General features: G+C 66.3%; 19 protein-coding genes. 14 read left to right on the forward strand and 5 right to left on the reverse strand.

Going from position 1 to position 24,337, the window contains the following annotated elements; all coding sequences use genetic code 11:
* The first annotated feature begins 52 nt into the window (after positions 1–52).
* The 8 genes from G8760_RS29430 (at position 53) to G8760_RS29465 (ending at position 6,356) form a co-directional block, all read left to right on the forward strand.
* Entirely contained in the window at positions 53–871 is an 819-nt protein-coding gene (locus G8760_RS29430; RefSeq protein WP_166356384.1) for a CoA transferase subunit A, read from the forward strand.
* A complete protein-coding gene (locus G8760_RS29435) occupies positions 868–1,629 on the forward strand; it encodes a CoA-transferase subunit beta (protein WP_166356385.1) in 762 nt (253 codons plus the stop codon). The genes G8760_RS29430 and G8760_RS29435 overlap by 4 nt, the downstream gene beginning before the upstream one ends.
* A gap of 109 nt (positions 1,630–1,738) precedes the next feature.
* Positions 1,739–2,458: a protocatechuate 3,4-dioxygenase subunit beta gene (pcaH, locus tag G8760_RS29440; RefSeq protein ID WP_207782862.1), complete on the forward strand. Its 720-nt coding sequence runs from the start codon at positions 1,739–1,741 to the stop codon at positions 2,456–2,458.
* A gap of 53 nt (positions 2,459–2,511) precedes the next feature.
* Positions 2,512–3,030, forward strand: a complete 519-nt coding sequence (pcaG, locus tag G8760_RS29445) for a protocatechuate 3,4-dioxygenase subunit alpha (RefSeq protein ID WP_166356400.1) — start codon at positions 2,512–2,514, stop codon at positions 3,028–3,030.
* A complete protein-coding gene (locus G8760_RS29450) occupies positions 3,023–4,252 on the forward strand; it encodes a lyase family protein (RefSeq protein WP_207782864.1) in 1,230 nt (409 codons plus the stop codon). The genes pcaG and G8760_RS29450 overlap by 8 nt, the downstream gene beginning before the upstream one ends.
* Before the next feature lie 44 nt (positions 4,253–4,296).
* Positions 4,297–5,013: a 3-oxoadipate enol-lactonase gene (gene pcaD, locus G8760_RS29455; protein ID WP_246222733.1), complete on the forward strand. Its 717-nt coding sequence runs from the start codon at positions 4,297–4,299 to the stop codon at positions 5,011–5,013.
* Complete coding sequence (gene pcaC, locus G8760_RS29460; protein WP_166356387.1) at positions 5,010–5,417, forward strand: 4-carboxymuconolactone decarboxylase; 408 nt, start codon at positions 5,010–5,012, stop codon at positions 5,415–5,417. The genes pcaD and pcaC overlap by 4 nt, the downstream gene beginning before the upstream one ends.
* 129 nt (positions 5,418–5,546) lie before the next feature.
* Complete coding sequence (locus G8760_RS29465) at positions 5,547–6,356, forward strand: IclR family transcriptional regulator domain-containing protein (protein ID WP_166356388.1); 810 nt, start codon at positions 5,547–5,549, stop codon at positions 6,354–6,356.
* Between the two features lie 364 nt (positions 6,357–6,720).
* On the opposite strand, the gene lepA is transcribed toward G8760_RS29465, so the two are convergent.
* The gene (gene lepA, locus G8760_RS29470) at positions 6,721–8,592 is read right to left on the reverse strand and encodes a translation elongation factor 4 (protein ID WP_166356389.1); all 1,872 of its coding nucleotides are present in this window, start codon (positions 8,590–8,592) and stop codon (positions 6,721–6,723) included.
* A 291-nt stretch (positions 8,593–8,883) separates the two neighbouring features.
* Here lepA and G8760_RS29475 point away from each other — a divergent pair, with 291 nt between their 5' ends.
* Positions 8,884–10,392 (forward strand): C39 family peptidase, encoded by a 1,509-nt coding sequence (locus tag G8760_RS29475; RefSeq protein ID WP_207782866.1) that lies wholly within the window; start codon positions 8,884–8,886, stop codon positions 10,390–10,392.
* Positions 10,393–10,660: 268 nt separating this feature from the next.
* Positions 10,661–10,921, forward strand: a complete 261-nt coding sequence (rpsT, locus tag G8760_RS29480; protein ID WP_166356390.1) for a 30S ribosomal protein S20 — start codon at positions 10,661–10,663, stop codon at positions 10,919–10,921.
* Positions 10,922–11,259: 338 nt separating this feature from the next.
* On the opposite strand, the gene G8760_RS29485 is transcribed toward rpsT, so the two are convergent.
* Positions 11,260–11,907, reverse strand: a complete 648-nt coding sequence (locus tag G8760_RS29485) for an HAD family hydrolase (protein ID WP_207782867.1) — start codon at positions 11,905–11,907, stop codon at positions 11,260–11,262.
* A gap of 1,145 nt (positions 11,908–13,052) precedes the next feature.
* On the opposite strand from G8760_RS29485, the gene G8760_RS29490 reads away from it, so the two are divergent.
* From G8760_RS29490 to G8760_RS29505, 4 genes are all read left to right on the forward strand, one after another.
* Positions 13,053–13,799, forward strand: coding sequence for a hypothetical protein (locus G8760_RS29490; RefSeq protein ID WP_166356391.1), 747 nt, complete (start codon positions 13,053–13,055; stop codon positions 13,797–13,799).
* Positions 13,796–15,919, forward strand: a complete 2,124-nt coding sequence (locus tag G8760_RS29495) for an Rv1355c family protein (protein WP_166356392.1) — start codon at positions 13,796–13,798, stop codon at positions 15,917–15,919. The genes G8760_RS29490 and G8760_RS29495 overlap by 4 nt, the downstream gene beginning before the upstream one ends.
* Positions 15,919–18,189: a putative bifunctional diguanylate cyclase/phosphodiesterase gene (locus G8760_RS29500; protein ID WP_166356393.1), complete on the forward strand. Its 2,271-nt coding sequence runs from the start codon at positions 15,919–15,921 to the stop codon at positions 18,187–18,189. The genes G8760_RS29495 and G8760_RS29500 overlap by 1 nt, the downstream gene beginning before the upstream one ends.
* Positions 18,190–18,348: 159 nt before the next feature.
* Entirely contained in the window at positions 18,349–18,852 is a 504-nt protein-coding gene (locus G8760_RS29505; protein WP_166356394.1) for a transcriptional regulator, read from the forward strand.
* 377 nt (positions 18,853–19,229) lie between these two features.
* On the opposite strand, the gene holA is transcribed toward G8760_RS29505, so the two are convergent.
* The 3 genes from holA to G8760_RS30090 all read right to left on the reverse strand — a co-directional run bounded on the left by holA (position 19,230) and on the right by G8760_RS30090 (position 23,790).
* Complete coding sequence (holA, locus tag G8760_RS29510) at positions 19,230–20,207, reverse strand: DNA polymerase III subunit delta (RefSeq protein WP_166356395.1); 978 nt, start codon at positions 20,205–20,207, stop codon at positions 19,230–19,232.
* Positions 20,208–20,269: 62 nt separating this feature from the next.
* Entirely contained in the window at positions 20,270–22,636 is a 2,367-nt protein-coding gene (locus tag G8760_RS29515; protein WP_166356396.1) for a ComEC/Rec2 family competence protein, read from the reverse strand.
* Entirely contained in the window at positions 22,633–23,790 is a 1,158-nt protein-coding gene (locus G8760_RS30090; protein WP_207782868.1) for a ComEA family DNA-binding protein, read from the reverse strand. Before G8760_RS30090 ends, G8760_RS29515 begins: the two co-directional genes overlap by 4 nt.
* Positions 23,791–24,337 lie beyond the last annotated feature (547 nt).

Consider the following 24,337-nt stretch of genomic DNA (forward strand, 5'->3'; position numbering starts at 1 on the left):
GGCATATGTACTATCGTTCGACCAACGCACCGTTTTGAACGGAAGGAAGGCCGTGGCTCAGGTCGTTTCACTCCGGCACGCGATCAGCAGCGTTGTGCGCGACGGCCACAGCGTCGCACTCGAGGGATTCACGCACCTCATTCCCTACGCCGCCGCACACGAGATCATTCGCCAGGGTCAGCGTGACCTCACCCTCATCCGGATGACACCAGACCTTCTCTACGACCAGATGATCGGCATGGGCTGCGCCAGCTCGCTGATCTTCTCGTGGGGCGGCAATCCCGGTGTCGGCTCGCTGCATCGCCTACGCGACGCCGTCGAGAACGGGTGGCCAGGCCCACTCCGCCTCGAAGAACACAGCCATGCCGGAATGGTCAACCGCTACGTCGCTGGAGCCTCCGGCCTGCCGTTCGCGGTGCTACGCGGCTACCGGGGCACTGACCTGGCCGACGTCACGCCGACCATCAAACCCATCACCTGCCCGTTCACCGACGAGGAACTCACCGCCGTGCCCGCGCTCAACCCGGATGTGAGCGTCATCCACGCACAACGCGCCGACCGGCATGGCAACGTCCAGCTCTGGGGTATCACCGGCGCCCAGAAGGAGGCCGTCCTCGCCGCCCGGCACGCGGTGGCCACCGTCGAGGAGATCGTCGACGAACTCGACCCGCGCCCGGGGGCGGTGCTGCTGCCCACATGGGCCCTCGACTACGTCGCCGTCGTCCCGGGCGGCGCGCACCCGTCGTACGCTCTCGGATACTCCGAACGAGACAACGACTTCTACGTCGCCTGGGACGCGATCAGCCGGGACCGCGAGACGTTCCGGACCTGGATGGAGGACCACGTGCTCAACATCGGAGCGCCGGCATGACTGGCGATCGCGGCTACTCGTCCGACGAGATGATGACCATCGCGGCCGCCCGGGCGTTGTCCGGTGCTCGGGCCTGCTTCGTTGGTATCGGTCTGCCCAGCACGGCCGCGAATCTGGCTCGTGCCTTACATTCGCCCGGCATCGTACTGATCTACGAGTCCGGCACCATCGGCGCCAAACCGCCACACCCACCGCTGTCCATCGGCGACGGTGTTCTCGCCGAAACCGCCGACACGGTCGTCAGTGTCCCGGAGATCTTCAACTACTGGCTCCAGCCCGGCCGGATCGACGTCGGATTTCTGGGTGCTGCGCAAATAGACCGGCTGGCCAACATCAACACCACGGTGATCGGCGACAGCTACGCCGAACCGAAGGTCCGGCTGCCCGGCGCGGGTGGAGCACCGGAGATCGCCGCCTCGTGCCGCGAGGTGATCGTCGTCCTCAGGCACAGCCGGCGGGCGTTCGTCGACCGCGTCGACTTCGTCACCTCCGTCGGCTTCGGCTCCGGACCAGGAGACCGGGAGCGTCTCGGGTTACGCGGCGCCGGACCGAAGACCGTCATCACCGACCTCGGCATCCTCGAACCGGATCCGAACACCGCCGAGCTCACGCTGACTCACCTGCACCCGGGGGTGACGGTGGACGATACCCGGGCCGCCACCGGCTGGGATCTCGCCGTCGCCGACGATCTGCGCGAGACCCACGCGCCCGAACCCCGAGAGCTCGACGCCCTGCGACTACTGGACCAGCCGGCATGAGCCCAGCCACCATGACGTCCACCATCAAGAGCCCGACCTCGGCTCCGGCTCCGATCCCGGCCACGTGGGTTCGACGCCGGGTCAGCACCCACACCGTGAGGAGGCCGAAGTGACAGCAGCGCTGCCGCCCTACCGCCGCGACGGGATGCAGGCTCACCCGCCGCGCGATCACGCGGCGTACCGGTCCACCGCGCTGCGCCATCCGAAGCAGCCGCTACTCCCGCTGCCGCACTCGATGACCGAGCTCACCCAGCCGATGCTGGGCACCGGCGCGATCGGCGAACTCGACCACGATCTCACCCAGCAGCACCCCGGCGAGCCGATCGGTGAACGTATCATCGTCACCGGCCGGGTGCTCGACGGCAACCGACGGCCGGTGCGCGACACCCTGGTGGAGATCTGGCAGGCGAACGCTGCCGGGCGATATATCCAAAAGGAAGATCAACACCCGGCGCCGCTCGATCCGCACTTCACCGGGGTGGGGCGGTGCCTGACCGACAACGACGGCCGGTACCGGTTCGTCACGATCAAGCCCGGTGCGTACCCGTGGAAGAATCATCTCAATGCCTGGCGGCCCGCCCATATCCACTTCTCACTGTTCGGCACGGCCTTCGTCACCAGGCTGATCACCCAGATGTACTTCCCGGGCGACCCGCTCTTCCCGTACGACCCCATCATGCAATCGGTCCGCGAAGAGAGCGACCGGCAACGGATGGTCGCCCGGTTCGACATGGAGACCACCGAGCCGGAATGGGCGCTGGGCTACCAATGGGACATCGTGCTACGCGGCCCCGAGACCACCCCGCCGGATCCGGACGAGGACCACTGATGGCGGCGGTCGACCAGCCCCGGCCGATCCGAGCGCAAGCGGAGGGGATCGTGATGCAGGAGCTCACGCCGAGCCAGACGGTGGGGCCGTTCTTCGGGTTCGCTTTACCCTTCCCGGAAGGACCCATCGTCGCTCCCGCCGGAGAGCTGCACATCGTCGGCACCGTGTACGACGGCGCCAGCCAGCCGGTACCAGACGCGCTGATCGAGATCTGGCAGCCCGACGCTACCGGCACGTTCCCCACGGAGCCCCGGCCCGACGGATTCCGCGGCTGGGGGCGCTGCGGCACCGACGCCGACGGCCACTTCGGTTTCCAGACCATCAAACCCGGGCCGGCCGAGCCTGGATCGGCACCACACATCGGCGTGGTCGTCCACGCCCGCGGGATCCTCCATCACCTGGTCACCCGCATCTACTTTCCCGACGAGAACGCGGCGAACGCCGTCGACCCCGTCCTTTCCCGGGTATCAGGGGAGCGCCAAGCCACTCTCATCGCCCGGCCCGACGGTGATGTCTTGCGTTTCGACATCCACCTCCAGGGCGATCATGAGACGGTCTTCTTCGATGTCTGACATTCCCTTTCTCGACGCCGTCTTCAGCCGCGGTGACACTGCCGCACGGGTCAGCTCCACCGCGTGGGTCCAAGCGATGATCGACGTCGAGTCGGCTCTGGCCCACGCGCAAGCACACGCCGGGGTAATCCCCGGGCCGGCTGCCGCCGCCGTGTCCGCGGCCCGCCGGGCGGTCGGTGATGCTGACCACCAGCCTCCCCGCGGCCAACACCCCGGGCTCGACGAGACCGTCCTCACCCGGGCCGCTGAGTCCGCGGCCGCCACTGGCACGCCGGTCGGCGGAGTTGTGCAGACGCTGCGCGACCAGGTCGGCCCAGAACACGCACGATTCGTACACTACGGCGCCACCAGCCAAGACATCCTCGACACCGCGGCGATGCTGATCACCCGGCGAGCGCTGCAACCGCTGCGGGCCGACCTCATGACCATTGGCACCACCTGTGCCGATCTCGCCGAACGACACCGTGGCACCGTGATGGCCGGGCGCACCCTGCTACAGCAAGCCGTCCCCATCACCTTCGGGCTCAAGGCCGCGCGCTGGCTGGTCGCCATCGACGATGCCATCACCCATCTCGACCGGGTCCGCGACACCACACTCGCCGTCCAGTACGGCGGCGCAGCCGGAACCCTGGCGCCCCTCGGTGACCACGGACCGGCGGTTATGGATGCTCTGGCCGCCACCCTGGGCCTCGTGACCCCAGCGCTCCCGTGGCATGGCGACCGCACCCGCGTCGCCGACATCGGCGCAGCACTCGGCGTAGCGGCCGGCACCTGCGGCAAGATCGCCACCGATGTGACGCTGCTCGCGCAGACAGAGGTGGCCGAGGTAGCCGAGGTGGCCGACGATGACGGCCCGGTGCGCCGTGGTGGATCCACGGCGATGCCACACAAACAGAATCCGGTGGCCGCCGTGGCCGCCGCCGCGTGCGCTCGCCGTGTCCCGGCGCTGGTGAGCACCCTGCTCGCGGCGATGGCCGGTGAACACGAACGGGCGGCCGGAGCATGGCATGCCGAGTGGGAGACCCTCCGCGACCTGCTGCGCCTCACCGGCAGCACGGCCAACTGGCTGACGGAGTCGCTGACCAGGCTCGAGATCGACCCCGCCAGGATGCGGGCCAACCTCGCCCCCGCGCTGAACAAGTTGCTCGACGGCCCCGATCCTCTGGGCGCCGCCGACACCTTCATCGACCGGGCGCTGCTTCATCACCGGAGTCAGCAGTGATACCCCACTACGAGGTCAGCGGCCCACCGGGGGCCCCCGTCGTCGTGCTCAGTAGCTCTCTCGGCACGACGATGGAGATGTGGCGGCCTCAACTAACCGACCTGCACCGTCACTTCCGCATTGTCCGATACGACCATCGCGGACATGGACGATCGGCCGTGCCGCCCGCGCCGTACCGCATCGACGACCTCGGCCACGACGTCATCGACCTGCTCGACCACCTGGACCTGGAGCGGGTCCACTTCGCCGGTCTGTCGATTGGCGGCATGACCGGCATGTGGCTGGCCGCACACGCCCCGGGCCGGATCCACCGGCTGGCACTTCTGTGTACGTCCGCCAAACTCGGCACCGAGGAGTACTGGGCCCAGCGCGCCGCCACGGTCACTCAGAGTGGCTGCTCGGCGGTAGCCGACGCCGTGGTCGAGCGGTGGTTCACCCCCGCTTTCCGTCGCCACTCCCCCGACGTCGTCGCCCACTACACCACTATGCTCGCCGGTATCCCGGCCGCGGGCTACGCCGCATGCTGCAGCGCCATCGGAGCCATGGACCTGCGCACGGACCTCCCGCGGATCAGCGCCGCCACGATGGTCATCGCTGGAGCCGACGATCCCGCTACCCCACTGGAGCACGCTCGGGTTATCGCTACCGCCATTCCCGACGCTCGGCTCAAGGTGATCGACGACGCCGCCCACCTGGCCAGCGTCGAACAACCCGACATCGCTGCCGCCCTGGTAGCGCAGCATTTCCTTGGAGAACCATGACCACACCGCCTCCCAACTCCGCCACGCCGTCGGCACCATCGGCCGCCGGAGACCGGACCCGCCGGGCGGTGCTCGGCGACCCCCACGTCGATCGCGCGCATGCCGCCGCCACCCCGTTCACCGCCGACTTCCAGGAGTTCATCACCTCCTACGCGTGGGGTGCGGTGTGGTCGCGGCCCGGCCTGAACCGGCACACCCGGCGGCTCCTCACCATCGCCGTACTCACCGCTCTGCAGTGTGAGCACGAGCTAGTGATGCATGTACGCGCCGCGCTCGAGGACGACGTCACACCGGACGAGATCAAGGAGGTCCTGTTGCACACCGCCATCTACGCCGGGTTGCCGGCAGCCAATCGCGCGTTCGGCCTCGCCGCGGACCTCATTCCCGATGAGCACGCCGGCTGAAGGGAATACCGTGTATACCCGTCAGGGCCCCGCTATCGCCCACCGGCCGCGCCCGCCGGGACCGACCGGACCCGGCGCTGTAGGCTCATCCCTAATTCAGCTCGAATGGCCAGGTGAGGGGGTCCAGCCATGAGCGAGCCGACAGCCAGGGGCTCCGACCACGTGCAGTCGCTGGCCCGCGGCCTCGCCGTGATCCGGGCCTTCAACGCGTCCCGTCCGGAACTCACGCTCAGCGAGGTTGCCCGAGAGACCAACCTGACCCGGGCAGCCGCTCGCCGCTTCCTGCATACGCTGGTCGACCTCGGCTACGTGCGCACCGATGGCAGGTTGTTCGCGCTCACGCCGCGCATCCTCGAACTCGGATACGCCTACCTGTCCAGCCTCTCGCTGCCCGAGGTGGCCCAGCCACACCTGGAGCGGCTGGTGGCCGAAGTCCAGGAGTCCGCGTCCGTGGCGCTCCTCGACGACGTCGACGTCGTCTACGTCGCACGGGTGGCCACATCCCGCATCATGCGGGTCACCATCAACATCGGCACCCGTTTTCCAGCCCACGCCACCTCGATGGGGCGGGTGCTGCTGGCCGGCCTCGCCCCAGGCGACCTCGACGCTTACCTGGAGCGCGTCGAGCTACGTCCGTTCACCCAGCACACCGTGACCTCCGAGCCGACCCTGCGCGGCGAGCTAGACCGGGTCCGCAACCAAGGATGGGCCTACGTAGATCAAGAACTCGAGGAAGGACTGCGCTCCATCGCCGCGCCCATCCGCAACTCCGGGGGCCGGGTTGTGGCCGCGGTCAATATGTCGTCACACGCCAGCCGGACGTCGCTGGAATCGGCCCGGCGAGACCTACTCCCACAGCTGCTCGCCGCCGCGGCCCGCATCGAGGCCGACCTCATCGCCATGTCGACCGCCGAGGCCGGCCCCGCCCTCTCCCGCTGAGGTGTACCGGGCCGTGCGTCGGCCGCCTTCGACGGGACCGCGGCCGGGCCGCTGCGGCCCCCGGTAACCAGGCCTGTGTCGCCAGCCGGACACCGCTCGCCGGAACAGGCCGCCGGATGGGAGACTGTTCCTCAGGGACACCGGTACCACTGCGCGCCCGGAGACCACCACACTCCACGCGTGTGCCGGGATAGCCCTGAGCCGGGTGGGAAAAATCCGGCGGGGAGACGCGGCTGGATCGGTCCCGGGCCGAGGTGGTCCGGCCCAGGACCGGCTGGCCGAACGGCTACCCACCGAAGCCGGCGACGCGGCTCCGGGCCGACCCGCCAGGTTTAGAACCCGCGCGAATAAGGGCGCCGGTTCTCTATTTCTTCCCGGTTGCCTTACCACCAGCGGAGTCGGACGACAGCGCCGCGATGAACGCCTCCTGGGGTACCTCTACCCGGCCGACCATCTTCATCCGCTTCTTACCTTCCTTCTGCCGCTCCAGCAGCTTGCGCTTCCGGGTGATATCGCCGCCGTAGCATTTGGCGAGCACATCTTTGCGGATGGCACGGATGTTCTCACGAGCGATCACGCGAGCGCCGATGGCCGCCTGGATTGGCACCTCGAACTGCTGCCGCGGGATGAGTTCTTTCAGCTTGCCGGCCATCGCGACACCGTAGGTGTACGCCTTGTCTTTGTGCACGATGGCGCTAAAGGCGTCGACGGGGTCTCCATGCAACAGGATGTCGACCTTGACCAGAGCGGACTCGGCCTGCTCAGTGGGCTCGTAGTCGAGGCTGGCGTATCCGCGGGTGCGTGATTTGAGGGCGTCGAAGAAGTCGAACACGATCTCCGCCAACGGCAGTGTGTAGCGCAGTTCGACCCGATCCTCGGAAAGGTAGTCCATACCCAGCAGCACGCCCCGCCGGGACTGGCACAACTCCATGATGGCGCCCACATACTCGCTCGGCGCAAGGACGGTGGCCCGAACCATGGGCTCCCATACCGTGGCGATCTTCCCGGTAGGAAATTCACTCGGATTGGTGACCACGAGATGTTCACCGTCTTCCATCAGCACCTCATACACAACGTTGGGTGCGGTAGAGATGAGGTCCAGGCCGAACTCACGCTCCAGCCGCTCCCGAACGATCTCCAAGTGCAACAGGCCCAGGAACCCACACCGGAAGCCGAACCCGAGCGCTCCGGACGTCTCCGGCTCGTAGACGAGTGCTGCATCGTTGAGCTTGAGTTTGTCGAGTGCGTCCCTGAGGTCCGGGTAGTCCGAACCGTCGAGCGGATACAGGCCGGAGAACACCATCGGCTTCGGCTCGCGATACCCGGCGAGTGCTTGGGTGGCCGGCTTGCCGACGATGGTGACGGTGTCACCGACCTTGGACTGGCGGACGTCCTTCACCCCGGTGATCAGGTAGCCGACCTCACCGACGCCGAGTCCGGCACTGGGTGTCATCTCCGGAGAGATGACACCAATCTCCAACAGCTCGTGTGTCGCCTTCGTGGACATCATCAAGATGCGCTCACGTGGAGTGAGCCGGCCATCGATGACCCGCACGTAGGTGACCACGCCGCGATAGGCGTCGTAGACACTGTCGAAGATCATGGCGCGGGCCGGAGCATCAGCGGTTCCCGTCGGCGCCGGGACTTCCGCGACGATCCGTTCGAGTAGCTCTTCGACTCCCTCTCCCGTTTTGCCGCTCACCCGCAGGACGTCGTCCACCTCACAGCCGATGAGCTGGGCGAGTTCGGCGGCGTATTTGTCGGGTTGGGCCGCCGGCAGGTCGATCTTGTTCAAGACCGGGATCACCTGGAGGTCGTTCTCCATCGCCATGTAGAGATTGGCCAGTGTCTGGGCCTCGATGCCCTGGGCGGCATCCACCAGCAGGACCGCACCCTCACACGCCGCCAAGCTCCGACTGACCTCATATGAGAAGTCGACATGGCCGGGGGTGTCGATGAGATTCAGCACGTGCGCGCGCCCGGACACCGGACCAGCGGACGGAGTGAACGGCAACCGGACCGCCTGGCTCTTGATGGTGATGCCACGCTCGCGCTCGATGTCCATCCGATCGAGATATTGATCACGCATCGCCCGATCTTCGACTACGCCGGTGATCTGGAGCATGCGGTCGGCCAACGTGGACTTGCCATGGTCGATGTGCGCGATGATGCAGAAGTTGCGGATCAACTCGGGCGGTGTCGCGGCCGGCGCAAGAGCGTCAGGGGTGAGTGGCATCAGTGTTCCGGGTCAGAGGTCCGTCGCCGGACCTGGCCTACAGGGATGCGGAGCGGGTGGTGCCGTGGTCATCCCATCATCCCACGAGTACCACCCAAGCCGTGCCACAGAGCGCTTGAAACTGGGCACGCGAGCCGCCATAGTGATCGTTGGGTCGCGTCGCCGGCACGTCCGGCGTTCGGCACAGCTGGCCTGCCGGTGCCGTGGGCGTGGTCTGGATCGACATGTCTACCCGCCGCGTCGCGGAGGAGTAGGCCGCAGTACCCATTTTGTGGAGCCGAGGAGTTTCGCGTGTCCCGCTCAGAGCCTGTTCCTCACCCCCCGCCGGGCTCGCGGGCCGTTACATCCGCAACGGCCCGGCACGGCCGCGTCACCAGCGCCGCCGTCACGGCGGCGATGTTGCTGTCGGTCTTCGGCGCAGTTCCGGCAACGGGCAGCGGCGACACACCGACCGAGAGTGCCCACGCATCCAGCGAGGCCGAGTCCCGGATCGATTTCACGTCATGGGCCAACGGCGCCGACTGGCGCCTGGGTGCGGCCGACGGCGTCACCGTGCTCCCGGGCCAACGCACCGGCATCATCATGACCAGCGCAGTCGACACCGTCACCGTGCGCGACACCAGCGGCGCGGCACAGGAGTGGGAGTACTCCACGTGGACATCACCTCTCGTCGAGTTGGAGTTCGACGCAACCGAGCTGGTGGCCTCATGGAACGCCGGAACACCGGCTGGAACCTGGATATCCGTCGAGGTTCAAGGCACTTACACCGACGGCGACACCACCCCGTGGTACGAAATGGGCCGCTGGACGGCCAGTGACACCGCGGTTCCACGGGCCAGCGTCGACAACCAGTCCGACGACCACAGCGCGGTCTTCACCGACACTCTCGTCGTCGGGCCGGCGGTGGATCACGACGACGTCGTCGAACCGATCGACGACACCGGTCGTCCCGGCGAGTCGTCACCATTAGACAACGACGCCACGGGCGCCGAGACCGACACAAGCCCCCTGCTGAGCGCCTACCAAACACGAGTGACGATGTACCGACCGCCGGGCAGCACCCGGATGCCGCGGGTGTGGATGCTGGGTGCCATGGCATCGAACATCCCGCCTCGCACCAGCGTGCCGCCTAGTGCGGGTGGCGAGGCCTGGGGCGAAGAGCTGGCCGTACCACGCCGGTCCAAGTACACCCACCTCGACAATTACCCCGAGTACGGCGGTGGTGAAGGCTGGTCCAGTCCCACGGCTACCACCATGGTCATGGAGTACTTCGGGGTGATGCCACCGCGCTCGCACATGGCCTGGATCGAAGCCGGCTACAAAGACCCGCAGGTAGCCCACGCCGCGCGAATGACGTGGGACCACGCGTTCGAGGGCGCTGGGAACTGGCCGTTCAACACCGCCTACGCCGCGTCGTTCCGCCAGCTCGACGCATTCATCACCCGGCTGCGCTCGTTAGACGACATCGAACGCTTCATCGCCGCTGGTATACCCGTCATCACATCGCAGTCGTTCAGCATCGACGAACTCGACGGCGCCGGGTACAGCACGTCGGGCACCCTTATGGTGGTCGTCGGCTTCACCGACGGCGGGGACGTCATCGTCAACGACCCAGCGGCCGAATCCACCGCCGGGGTCCGCCGGATCTACGATCGCGAACAGTTCGAGCAAGTATGGCTGCGCACTCGGCGGGTTCTACCCGGCGACGACGTCGGAACCGGCTCCGGCGGCATCGTTTACGTCATCAAGCCCTACCAGCACGAGCTCCCGGCCCCGACCGGGCAAGATCACGCCTGGTGAAACTCGTGCCCGGCGCCGGGCACCCCTGCGGCTGACCTGGCTGCCCAGGCGCGGATCTCCGGTGCAGCACATGGGTGCCAGCACGTCGTACCGCGCGGCCGGAGCTGGCCGGAACGCTGCGCCCCTGGTATGGTTATCGATTGTGTGTCCGCCCAGGTCGCGGATGCGCCGACTCTCTTACGCCGCCGTGATGGTTCCCCACCGTTACGTGTCCCGAGAGAGTTTGACGCCCTCAGACCTACAACATCGACGTAAAGGCACTCGTTTCGTGGCGAATATCAAGTCCCAGAAGAAGCGCATCCTGACCAACGAGAAGGCGCGCGTGCGCAACAAGTCGGTCCGCTCGTCGCTCAAGACGGCCATCCGGCGGTTCCACGAGGCTGCTGACGCCGGCGACGCCGACAGCGCAGCCAACGCCGCGCGCACGGCCAACCGTGAGCTCGACAAGGCAGCCTCGAGGGGCGTTATCCACAAGAACCAGGCGGCCAACCGCAAGTCGGCTATCGCCAAGCGGTCCGCCGCACTCTGAGCCCGCAGCGGCCCGGCAATCACCGGGTCGACCGTGGGTATCTCCGAGATTTTCATTTCGGCTGGCCCGGAACGGCGCCGTCCTCCTCGCGGAGGGCGGCGCCGTTCCTCTTTTCCTGGCGCGCCGCCCACGTGCGTCATGCACCGGCCGGTCGCCCACCAACTCGGGATGTATCGGCTCAGGGTTGTTGTCGACTCAAGGGATGTCGGCTCTAGGACGCGGCTTCTTCGAGTTGTGGCGCCTCAGGGTTGTGGCGCCTCAGGGTTGTGGCGTCTCAGGGTTGTGGCGTCTCAGGGTTGTGGCGTCTCAGGGTTGTGGCGTCTCAGGGTTGTGGCGTCTCAGGGCGGGCCGAGCACGGCCCGGATCCCGTCGGCACACGTCGCGGAGATCACGGTGGGCTTGAAGGCCTTCTCCGTCCATTGCCGCCCACGCGCCACCCAGGCACTGGAGATATTCGCCTGATGTGCGCCCGCGATGTCCGATGCGGGATTGTCGCCGATCATCCACGCGCCGCGTAGCGGCTCCCCAGCCGCCGCGGCGGCCCGCTCGAAGATTCTCGGATCCGGCTTCCAGACCCCGGCCGCCTCGGAGACCAGCCAACCGTCGACCATGGCATCAAGTCCACTGGCCCGAATCTTGTACTCCTGCGTCGCAACCGCCCCGTTCGTGATGATAATCACAGTCCATCCGGCCTCTCGTGCCGCACTCAGCGCCGCCCGCTCGGCTGGTTCCACCACCATGCCACCCACGAGGCCGTCGAGCACGGCCGAAGCGATGTCCTCGACAGCTCCATCGAGCCCATATCGGTCTTTCACATCCACGACGAAGTCGGTGAGCGGCAGCGGCGCCCCGGCGTCGCGGTCGAGGAGCCAGCCGAGATCGGCCGGAGATGCGTCGATCTCACCGAGGAAGCGCTCCGCCCATGAGCGCATGGCAGATGTGCGATCGAGCAGCGTGTCGTCTAGGTCAAGAAACAACAAACTCACCCGAAGACGTTAGGAGATCGCTGGCCCGGCCGTCCACCCCGATGCCTTAGTGATCGCGCATATTTGAAGTTATCAACACCAATTCAGACATGCGAGTTCCATCTATCACAAGGATCGCCAGTCAGACATTCGACACCGAGCCCCAGATAACGAGCAGTTTGGCTCATCACTTGGGTGCGCCACACCACCAGTCAACCCGCACCGAATCCTCCGATCGCTGCACCGCCCGTCACATCTACCAGCGACGCCGTGGCCGGTGACACGTCACCGACAGTCAGGGTGGCGGTCGAGGTCCACCGGACGCTTCAGTCGGCTAGCGACCTCACCATGGCCCGGCAGCCACCTCACCTCACACCGACCCCTGATCACCCACCCCTCACCGAGCATCAGGGCACGCCAACAGCCACGGCCGTTACCCCTTTCACGGACCCGCCAAACCCGCCACGGCGCCCGATTCGGATCATCAACACGTCCGACCGGCACGGCACAACACCGCCTCCCATCGACGGCACTGGACCCGGGACGATTTCCGCTCACATGGCTGGCACAGTTCACCTGTAGACAGCGCCACCACATTCACCAGTCAATATCCGAGAATTCTCACTTAACGTTGATCATAGATAACACAGAGTTACGGCATTCGGTGCTTGCGTCAGTGACGGTCGGTGAACTATTATCACGTAAAGTAGTTTGTTGCCATTGGTCCGATTCTCCGATATTGTTCTAACTGTTCGCGGGAATTCGGGTCGCAACAGGCTCGATGCTCCAGATTGAGCGAAGTGATGAGCAGCAAGCTATTATTAGCGTACTGTTCTTCATAGCGGTTCAGGATTCCTGCGTCCTCACGGCCAAGGCCGTGACCTAGACCCGGTGCGGCTCCGCCCTACCCACCCCGCACCGAGATAAGGGGCGTGGTGTGCTCGTCCGGGGATGAGCGCACCACGCCCCGCACAAGCGGTGGCAGGATCCAACGGGGGGCGGATCCTGCCACCGCTGTTTATTTCTCGGGGAATTCTTCTCCATCCGACGTCAAGTCGCCCTCATCGCGAGACAGGCCGTTCTACCTGAGGCCGCCGCGCGACCATCCATTTCAGTTTAGCCACCCGATATATAGCCATAGCGGGCTAATTGGGCACCATAGACCTATGGAGCATACGAGCCAAGCTGTACTTAATCGGACGAGTGTGGCGCTCGGGAACACCGACCTACTGTTCGGATTCCGAGATAGCGCCACGGGGTTACGGATGGAGTTCCACCTCCCCGTGCACCGCTTCGATCTGTGGCAGGGCTACGTGGAGGGTGTCACTCGCATCTACCGGACCTACGGCGCCGAGAGCGCGCTGCGGATACCCGCCGTCAGCCCAGAGTCACCTACGCCGATCTTCGCCGTAGCCCTGGACGAAGACGACACGGTGGTGGGCGGCTGGTACGTCAACGGGCCGCTCACCGCGGTCACCGAGGCTTACGCCCCAAGCGAGTTCGCCGCCGATCCGGTCTATGCCACATTGATCGCCGAGTGGATTTCTCACGTCATCCCGGATGGCGCCATCGAACTCAAGGCCGGCTGGGTCGACGCCAACAACCCTGCCCGATCACAGATCGCCAATGCGATCGGCCGTTCGGTGTCCCATGCCCTACGCGAACTCAACGCTACCTACGCCTTCGCCACGGCCGCCGAGCACGCCACTCGGCGCTGGGCGCGGTCCGGCGCACGGCCACTGCCGGGTATTGGCCCGACGCCTTATCCCGATGAGCGGTACCTGACACACTTCTACTACTGGCACGCCGCATCCACGGTCATTCGATCCGACACCGAGCAGCAGGAGTTGTTCCGGCACGACATCGTTTCCTCCCTCTCCGCCGTCATGGACAGCCCGGAGCTACGGCCATGACCCCTCCAACCGAGCACGAAGTCGAAGCCTGGCAACCTGTCCACATTGACAACGCCGTTGAACTCGAGCGTCTGGTGAAAACCCGCGGCCTCTCCGTCGTCGACACCATCGCCCGCCAACGCCATGACTTGGCTCGCCTCCTGCCTCCACCCAACGCCGACCTTCTCAACGAACCAACCCGGTGGTACTACTACCCTTGGCGGCGTAGCGTCGTCCATCTACTCGGCCCGCACACTTTTCAGACACTGCGTTCAGATCGAAACCGGCACAAGCTCACGACCGAAGAGCAACAACGGCTGCGCGAGTTCAGTGTCGGCGTCATCGGACTTAGCGCAGGCCACAGCATCGCCCACACCTTGGCGCTGGAAGGCGTCGGCCACCTCCGGCTGGCCGACTTCGACGAAGTTGAGCTGTCGAACCTCAATCGGCTTCCAGGCTCCGTCTTCGACCTAGGGCACAACAAAGCGATCGTCATAGCGCGCCGCATCGCCGAACTCGATCCGTACATCGACCTGGAGATCGATCCGAAAGGCGTCACAGACGACTCCGTCGAGAGGTTCATGGAAGGCTTGAACGTCGTGATCGAGGAATGCGACTCGTTCGACGTCAAACTGATGGTCCGCGAAGCGGCACGGCGGCACCATATCCCTGTCATCATGGAGACCAACGATCGTGGACTCCTTGACATCGAGCGGTTCGACCTCGAACCCGAGCGTCCAATCCTTCACGGACTCTTGGGCAACGCTAAACCGGCGGAACTCGTCGGACTGTCCGTCCGCGACAAGGTCCCCCACGTCCTAAAGATTCTCGAAGCGGACCAACTGTCGGCGCGGGTGGTCTCTAGCATGATCGAGATCGATCGGACTGTGAGTACATGGCCGCAGCTCGGCGGCGACATACAGCTTGGCGCCGCAACGGTCGCCGCAGCCGTACGCCGCCTCGCCCTGACGCACCCTCTGGAGTCCGGACGAATCCGCATCGATCTCCATGACGCCCTCGACTCTGTCAAAGAACCGGCGCTAACACCTGCCGTTCCCGCCGCTGATCCGCCTCCCATCGATCCCGATATGCCACCTGCGGACTCACGGCGATCGGTCATCCACGCTGCACGCTTGGCTCCGTCGGGCGGCAATACCCAACCTTGGTTGCTCACGCTGGACAACCCTGGCCTCCGGATCGAACTCGACCCTAACCAGACGTCGACACTCGACCTGGCTTTTCGGGGCAGCTATGTCGCGATCGGCGCCGCGCTCTTCAACGCACGTGTCGCCGCGGCTCGACACGGGATCCTCGGCCCCGTGGCCACGTTCCCGAACGGGACCGGCACGTCCCCGGTGGCTACAGTGGCGCTCGAGCCGGGGGGCGACGACGAACTCGGCTCGATGTACGACGCAATGCTCCAGCGGGTTTCCAACCGGCACGTCACCGAGCCACTCCCCCTGGCCGGCGATGTCGTATCGGAGCTGCGTAAGGCGGCCCACCGGGAGGGAGCCGAGGTCTCAGTCGTCACCAATCGATCCCGGCTGCGTGAGCTTGGAGCGTTGTTCGGCGAGTCCGATCGGATTCGGTTCCTCACTGAACACCTCCATCGCGAGATGATGCGGGAGCTGCGCTGGCCCGGTATACACGACCTGACGTGGGGGCTAGACGTCCGCACTCTGGAGTTGGACAGTTCCGACCTCGCGAAGCTCCAGGTAGCCCAGCGCGGGGATGTTATGGCCGAATTGGCCGAACTCGATCTCGGACAGGCACTCGCGGAGTCCAGTCGCGCCCGAATCGAACACACGTCCGCGCTCGTCGTTGTAATGATCGAAGGAAGCCGCCCAGCCGACTATGTCCGCGGCGGTCAGGCAGTCCAGCGAGTGTGGATCCGGGCCGAACAGCTTGGACTCAGCGTTCATGTCATGTCGCCCGTGTTCATCTATGCGACGACCAACGCCGAATACGACCAGCTATCTCCGACATACGCTGATCAATTGCGCCGCCTTCGTCAGGATTTCGCTCATTTGACTGATATCGGTGGTCATAACATCGCACTCACGATGCGCATCGGATACGCTCCAACCATCAGCGCACGCAGCCGTCGTCGGCCCGATGACCGCATAGTGCGGACTACCTGATGAGCATGGAGCCACCCTTGGGCATGGACCCCGACACGATCCAGCCGCTGCTGAAGTCTCTGGCTGAATCCACCAACGCCATCTCAGCGGACGTCATCGCAGTCGGCGACGGAATGCCGATTGCGTCATGGGGGCGCGCCGTCGATGCCGGTGTCCAAGGGCAAGCGCTGTCAGACATGCGTGAAGCCATCCGTGAACTAACTCGTGTCGTTGCCGAAGCGGAGACCGAATACACAGTAGAGGAAGGCACGGTTCCCGGGTTCACCCTCATGGCTCACAGCATCCGACACCGCAACTTCCAGGGCAGCTTGTGCCTGGTACGGCGCGACGATGAGCCGTGGATCACCAACGACTACACCCTGCTCACCATGGCAGCAGGGTTATGCACATCAGTGATGGAGGCGGGCAAGATCTCCCGCGACCACGGTCGCCGCCTCGACCTCCTCGTGTCACATATCGCCTCAGAACTCATGGGCGTCTCGGTGCTCGATCACGCCGAAACCATCTACCGCGTCTTGGGCGAACTCGGTCGCTTCTTCGGCGTCGATACGTGCTACCTGCGATTCAACGATCCCGAGCTTCAGGCGAGTGTCCTCATCGACGAGTGGCCCCGCCGCGAGCACATTCCAGAGCCAGATCCTCTCGGGGTTATCTCATGGGACGATCCCATCTCCAGGGTAACTCGTGACCTCCGAGAACCCTTTGTTGTCCGCTCCAAGGACAGCGACGACGGCGAAAGCTACCGTGCCCGAGTCGAGGCCGGCGCCGGCATCCCGCAAGCATCAACCGCCATGGTTCCGCTGCTCAGCGGTGAGACAACTCGGGGCGTTCTCGGCTTCGTCGACTTCAGCGATCGGGAATGGTCCCGGGCGGAGATCAGGGCGTTGCAAGCGATTGCGTCATTGCTGGTGCAGCTCGACGCCCGGGTCACCGCCGAAGAGAATCTCCATCACCACGCTTACCACGACGAGCTGACGGGCCTCCCCAATCGCCGTTCGTTCGTCGAAACGCTGACCGACATCCTCAAAGCCGACCCGGACAAACCGCTGACCGTTCTGTTCGCCGACATGGATCGGCTGAAGACCGTCAACGATGTACTCGGGCACACCATCGGCGACCTCTTCATCCAGGCCGTCGCGAAACGGCTCCGCGAATCGGTCCGCCCGGACGACATCGTGGCCCGGCTCGCCGGCGACGAATTCGTGATCGCCCTGAACGGCGTCGACAACGCCGAACATGCCGAGCGGATCGCCCGGCGGCTCCTCAACCACCTCACCGAGCCGCTCGACGTCGGTGGGCACGTCGTCAGCCGCAGCGCCTGCATAGGACTCGCGGTCAACGGCCCGACGACGGGCGCCATGGACGAACTGCTCGGCAACGCCGACGTCGCACTCCTGGAGGCGAAGAAGCGCGGCGGCAACTCCGTCGTCACGTTCAACGACGACCTCCGCTGGCGTCTACTCGACCGCGCCGACCTGGAGTTCCGGCTGCGCACCGCTATTGGCGACGGCGAGATGCGGCTGTTCTACCAGCCGGAATACGATCTCCGCGGCGGCCACATCACCGCAGTGGAGGCGCTGATCCGTTGGCAGCATCCGGAACGCGGCCTGCTGTCCGCCGACACCTTCGTCTCCGTCGTCGAGGAGATCAACCTGTCGGCCGATCTCGGCCGCTGGGTTCTCAACGAGGCATGTCGCCAGCTCGCGGAGTGGAAGCAGAGTTCGGTGCCGGCGCCCGCGGTGGTCCGCGTCAACATCTCTGCCGGCGAACTGATCAGCGCCGACTTCGTCGGTTTCGTGGGAACGCTGCTCGGGCGATACGGCCACAAGCCACAAGAACTCGGGATCGAGATCACCGAAAGTACCGTCATGCGGGACATCGACGACGTGTTGGCCACTCTCATGGGGCTGCGCCGGCTCGGTGTGTCGATCGCCATCGACGACTTCGGCACCGGCTACAGCTCGTTGTCACACCTCAAGCAGCTGCCGGTGCACACCCTGAAGATCGACCGCAGCTTCGTCTCCACCCTGGTCAACGACAGCGGCGACCGCGCCATCGTCGCCGCGATCGTCCGCCTGGCCGAGGCCTTCAATCTCAGCACCGTGGCCGAGGGCGTCGAAGACGTCGATACCGTGACAGCACTGCTGGAGCTCGGCTGCGAACGGGCGCAGGGATACCTGATGTCAGTGCCGCTGCCTGCTCCAGAAATGACCAAGCGTCTCGCCGAACCTGGCGACTACCTGGGAAGCAACCGGTGGATGCGGAAGTGAGACGAGGATGGCACCCGTAGTCTGTGTTCCGCTCGCCCGCTATTCTGACACTGTTCACGTGACAGGTATCGGGTCAGGTCACCCCGGGTACACCACATGTGCAGCAAATCTAGACTGTTGAATACAGCAGTGAGGTAGGGCGGTCTTGGGAGTTCGACGATGAACGACAGCAAGCTGGAACCGACGGATACCGACTTCGCGAAGGTCGTGGGCGAGCGGCTGCGCAAGGTCCGTCGCCGAAAGCAGATGTCGCTGCAGGCGGTCGAGGAAAAGTCCGGAGGTGCGCTGCGCGCTGCCGTCGTCGGCTCCTACGAGCGTGGTGATCGCGCGGCATCGGTACGCCGGCTGGCCGAGCTCGCCGACTTTTACGGCGTACCGGTCGACTCGCTTGTGTCCACCAAGGAGCGGCCGCAGTCGGCCTTCGAGGACGACGAAGACGGCAAGGTGGTGCTCGATCTGAACGCGCTGCGCAGTGCTCCGAAAGAAGCCGAACATCTGGTCAACTTCGTCATCGGGGTCCAGCAGAAACGCAACGACTTCGGCGGCAATGTGCTGACCATCCGCTCCAACGACATCTGGATGGTCTCGTCGGTCTACGGGTGGACCCCTGGCGAGTTGCGTTCCAAGATGGCGGCGTGGGGTGTCATCGCCGACCAGACCTGAACGCCTCCCCACCCCGGCCTCCCCACCCACCCCGGCATTCCCCACCCCGGCATTCCCCCACCCCGGCATTCCCCCACCCCGGCATTCCCCCACCCCGGCATTCCCCCACCCCGGCATTCCCCACCCCACCCCGGCACCCCAAACCTCCCACCTCCCGGTGATCGTCGCCGGATTTCTGCCCTCATCCCCAGTGATCGTCATCGTTTTCGAGTCGCTATAGCGACCCGATCCTGACTTCGATCACCGAGCGGTGACGACACGGATTCGGCAACGATCACCCGGGTGGGCGCCGGCGGTTTGCACACACGTCGACGCCCCGGCGAACACAAGGTCAACGCCCCCGGGGCAATGAGCGGGGGACGGGCCCGCCGGGAGTTCTAGGCTGCCCGAGCCTGGCCGATCTGAACCAGCGCATTGGTCAGAGCGAGCGTGGAGTCATTGGCGCCACCCTTCACCGCGAGGTCCGCCGCAGCCACCGCTCGGATGGCGCGCGACAACCCGGCCGGTGTCCAGCCCCGAAGCTGCCCGCGCAACACACGGACCTTCCACGGCGGAACACCGATGTCGCGAGCGAGATCCGCGTCACGCACCCCACGCGGCGAACCAGCCAACCGGGCCAACGCTCGCAATGCGGTCGCCAGAGCGCCGATCACCAGTACGGGATCGGTACCGGTCTGCAGCGCCCAGCGTAGCTGTTCTACCGCCTGAGCAGTGTTGCCTTCGACGGCGCGGTCGGCGACCACCCAGCCCTTCACCTCGGCCCGGCCCTCGAAGTACGTGGCGACGAGATCGGTGTCCACGATGCCGTCTTCGGCGTCGACGGCCAGCTGGGACGCTGCCGAAGCCAGCCCGCGGAGGTCGCCGCCGATAGCTTCCACCAGTTGACGGGCCGCGGGCTCGTCAATGCGGCCACCAGCATGACGCACCTCGGCCCGGACGAACGCCACCTGCTCGTCCGGCTTGGTCAGGCGTTCAGCCTTGACTTCGAGCGCCCCGGCCCTGCGCAGCCGGTCCAGCGTCTTCTTCGACTTGACCCCACCTGGATGAACCAACACCAGGTAGATCTCCTCAACTGGGGTCTTGGTGTGGGCGACCAGCGCGGCGCCGACGTCGTCCATCACATCCTGAACGTCGCGTACCACCACCACCCGGCTGGTGGCGAACAGCGACGGGCTTACATGTTCGGCCAGGCCACCGACGGTGAGCTCGGCGCCCGCGATCTCGGACACGTCCGTTTCTGGTGCGGCCTGACGAGCAGCCCGTACCACCGCGGCAACAGCTCGCTCGGACAGCAGCGCCTCGGGACCGACGACGACAGTAACGGGAGCAAGGGGATCAACTGTTCTGGATGCCATGACGCACACAGCATGCCACGCCGGACCGACAGGTGGGTGTGGTGGTTGTTGCTACTGCCACCTCAACGGCGTGGCGCCACGGCCAGAGTCCCGTCGTCTCGAAGGATTACCGCGAACGCCCCGTCCTCATCGGTGCGACGCACGTGTGCCCCAGCTTCTTCCAGCGCATCCATGACCTCCGGTGCGGGGTGCCCATGACTGTTGTCGCCCACACCGATGAGGGCCAGTTCGGCTTCGACATGTGCGAACAGTCGCTCGTCCTGACGGCGGGAACCGTGATGCGGAACCTTGAGCACCCGCGCACTGAGCTCGGGCTCCGCACGGAGCAGAGCCGCCTGTGCCAGCGGCTCGATATCGCCGGTCAACAACACCTCAACACCCGAGACGTCGGCGTTCACCACGACACTCGCGTTGTTGGCGTCCGACTCGTCACCCGACCGGATGACTCGGCGCGGCCACAACACCTCGAACGACAGCGCCGCGCCAACGTCCCAGCGATCCCCCACCGATGCGACGCGTAGCGGGACGCCGGCAGCGTCGAGCCAGTCAGCCACCTGCGCCGCGTTGGCCTCTGGTTCGGCCAACGGCGACGCCAGCACGAGCCCAACGTCGCGGCCGGCAAGCACTCCTGGCACCCCGTCGACGTGATCGGCGTGATAGTGGGTGAGGATCAGCACGGGAACCCGCTTGACCCGCAACCCGTCCAGACACCGGCGCATCACGAGGGGATCCGGCCCCGCGTCGACGACCACCGCCGAGCGCGGCCCGGCCCGCAGCACAACAGCGTCGCCCTGTCCAACATCGCACTGCACCAGCACCCACCCGCCAGGGGGCCAGCCGGCCTCAGGCACCGCCCGTAAGAGCACCGTCACCAACACCGTCGCCGTCAACAACGACAACAGCGGACGACGCAGTACAACCGGCATCGCGGCCACCACCGCCACGGCGACCGCAACGCCGATCCCGGCGCCTAAAGCGCCCTGGGCCCACTCGAATTCCGATCCCGGCTGATAGGCCAGCCAGCGTGCGACCGCCGCGATCCACCACGCCGGCCAGCCGGCCAGCCAAGCGATGACCGCCGCCAGCGGGGCATAAACCGGCGCCGCGACCGCCGCCCCCAGCCCCAGCACCATAGCCGGCCACACCGCCGGCGCCGCCAACAGGTTGGCCGGCACCGAAGCGACGCTGAACTGGCCGAATACCCCAAGCAACACGGGGGTACAGGCGACCTGCGCGGCCAACGGCACCGCGACGGCCAAGGCCAACGGTCGGGGTAGCCACCCCATGGCGCGCTCCCAGTGCGGCACCAGGATGACGATGCCCGCCGTGGCCGACGCCGATAGTGCGAAGCCCACCGACCGGGCCAGCCACGGATCGACGAGGACGAGCACGATGACCGCGGCGGCTAAGGCGGGCAGCGACCGACGCCGTCCGGCCACCAGGATCCCCACCACCGCCACCGACCCCATGACGGCTGCCCGCAACACGCTGGGGTCGGGCCGAACAAGGAGGACGAAGCCCACCAGCGTGATCAAAGCCGCCACCGGAAGGGCCCGGGCGCGAACGCCGATGAGCCGGGCCACACCGAGCACGGTGAGCAGGACTATTCCGACGTGGGTGCCCGACACCGCCGTCAAATGCGTCAACCCGGTGATCCGCATCTCCTCACGCAGCTCATCGCTGAGCAAAGACTCGTCGCCGACCACCATGCCGGGAATCAGTGCCCGGTGTGGTCCTCGCACCGTGCCGGCAGCCTCCCGCAGTCCCGCCCGCAACGGCTCCGTCGCCCGGGCGATCCGGCCGGGTTCACCGATCAACTCCGGGTCGCCTCGCGTCCGCAGGAAGGCCGCCACGTCGCCGCTGGCAGGGGCAAGCCGGCCATTCATCTCGACGCGTTGACCGGGCAGGACCCGCGTCCACGGCTCACCACGACCAACCACGAGCACGGGTGTGCGTACCCGGTGGCCGGACCCCAGGGCGGTCACCTCGTCCGCCCGCACCCGCACCAGCACGTAGCCAGCGTGGGGGCCGGCCTCGGCATCAACGGAACCGCGGACTCGCGGGTCCGACACGACGACGCCGGACAACCGGACGTGAGTGTTCTCGGCCGCGAACTGTGCCACTGGCCCGTCTCGCACCGGCGTCGCCCGAGCCAGGCCAGCTACCGACGCAGCAGCGAAGGCAGCGACGGCGACGGCGGCGACCACTCCGACCGACCGGTGCCCGCATCGCCGCCCGACGGCCCCGGCCAGTACCCCGGCACCAACCACGGCTGCGCCAACCACCGCCAACGCGGACACCTTGAGGTGCAGCCCCGCCAGGGCACCAGCCCAGACCGCCGCCGCCACTGGGACAAGGCGAAGGTCGAACCCGCCGGCGATCTCGCGACCGCCCGGGTCCGCCGCGACCATACCTGCGGCGCCACTCACACGGTGACCAACGCAGCGATGTCAGCAAACCTGCTCGGCCCGATTCCAGCCACCTCGTGCAACTCCTCGACGTGGCCGAAACCGCCATTCTGTTCTCGCCAATCGATGATGCGTTGCGCAAGCGCAGGACCGATACCCGGCAGTGTTTCCAGCTGGGCGGCGGCTGCGGTATTGAGATTGATCAGCGCCGCGGCTTCCGGTGCCGGACCGCGCCCGTCACCACCACCACCATCACCGCCGACCGGCGGGTCGGCCCCTGGTGGCGGGTCGACACCCACCAGCACCTGTTCGCCGTCGGTCAGCACCCGGGCCAAGTTGAGCGCCGTCAGGTCGATCCCCTCCGCCGCCCCACCCGCCGCTTCGATGGCATCCACGACACGAGAACCCACGGGCACGCGGACCACACCTGGATGACCTACCTCACCGGCCACATGCACGATGAGCATGCCCGCACCGGAAGCGTGGTTCCCATCTCCGGTGTCCATCTCACCGGTATGACCATGCTCCCCATCAGCGGGAACCTGCCCGACGTCCACGGCGGCCGGCGCGGGTCCGGCCGCCTCGGGTCCGGTGGCCTCGCGTTCGGCCACCGCGGAGTCACCAGCCCGATCCGACATCTGCGGGATCGGAGTACCAGTGGCCACATGCTCAGCATCAACCGGCAACGTCTGCGGCCGGCTCACTCCATAGGCGATCACGGCGCCCACCACCCCGAGCGCCAACACAATCACCACAACCACCACCTGCCCCCGTCCCAGTTCGGTGCGGCAACCGGCCACCGTGGGCGCCCACCGTGCCCAGAGCGCGCGGATCGGCAGCGGGAACCGGTCGGTCACAGCGCCACCCGCCACGGTCGGTGCGGCTCCCGCCGCTGTTTCGGCCGCCGCTGTTTCGGCCGCCGCCGCTGCGGCATCGTCGACGCGTCGATCCCCACCGCCGGGCGCATCGGCAGCTGGTACATCGGCCGCCGAATGGTCGGGAAGCGGCGAATGGCCGGCGGTCGACGACTGCGAGCGGTGGCCCCTCGTATCGTCGAGGTGTCCGGCATCGCTGTCCTGGGGCGTAGTAGTGACGTCGCCAGGGCCGGGTGCGCTGGCCAGCTGGGTCTTTTCGAGCAGATGTGAGCGGCGCACGTGTTCCGGCACCGTCGGCACCCACCCACCGATTGGACGGCTGTTCCGCTCCTCCCTCCGATCCTTCCGGGGTGCCGATGGCCGGCCTCCGGCTGTCACATGTGCCACACGTCGCCGGACAGCAACGGCCAACTCGTCATCCGCAGATCGATTGAACAAAGGCAAACGCATGTTCTTGAGCTTAATAAGGCCTTGTTAATGGCGAACAGAGGATAATCGCTACCTGTGGATAACCCCATCTCCCCGCGCCACCCCACCCACGTGCACCTGATCTCCGTTTTGTCATCTGATCGGGTGGTGGGCCTGGCGGCCTACTCCTGATGGGTGGAACTGGGGCTCGCGCTGTCCGTGGTGCGCAACCCGGGTCGTCTGCGTTGTCGCCTGATCGTTTCTGTGGCGACGATCAGATGCATGGTGGTGGCGACCGCCAGTGTCGGTGTGCGGGGTACGCATCTGATCGTTTCTCGGTGTGACCCTTGCTGGCTCAGAGTTGCGGATAGGGCACCTCAGACGCCGTCTATCCGCAACTCTGAGCCAGCAAGCGCACGCTCGCACGTGGCGACGCAAG

It is taken from the genome of Phytoactinopolyspora limicola (assembly GCF_011320225.1).
GTDB classification, from domain to species: Bacteria; Actinomycetota; Actinomycetes; order Jiangellales; family Jiangellaceae; genus Phytoactinopolyspora; species Phytoactinopolyspora limicola.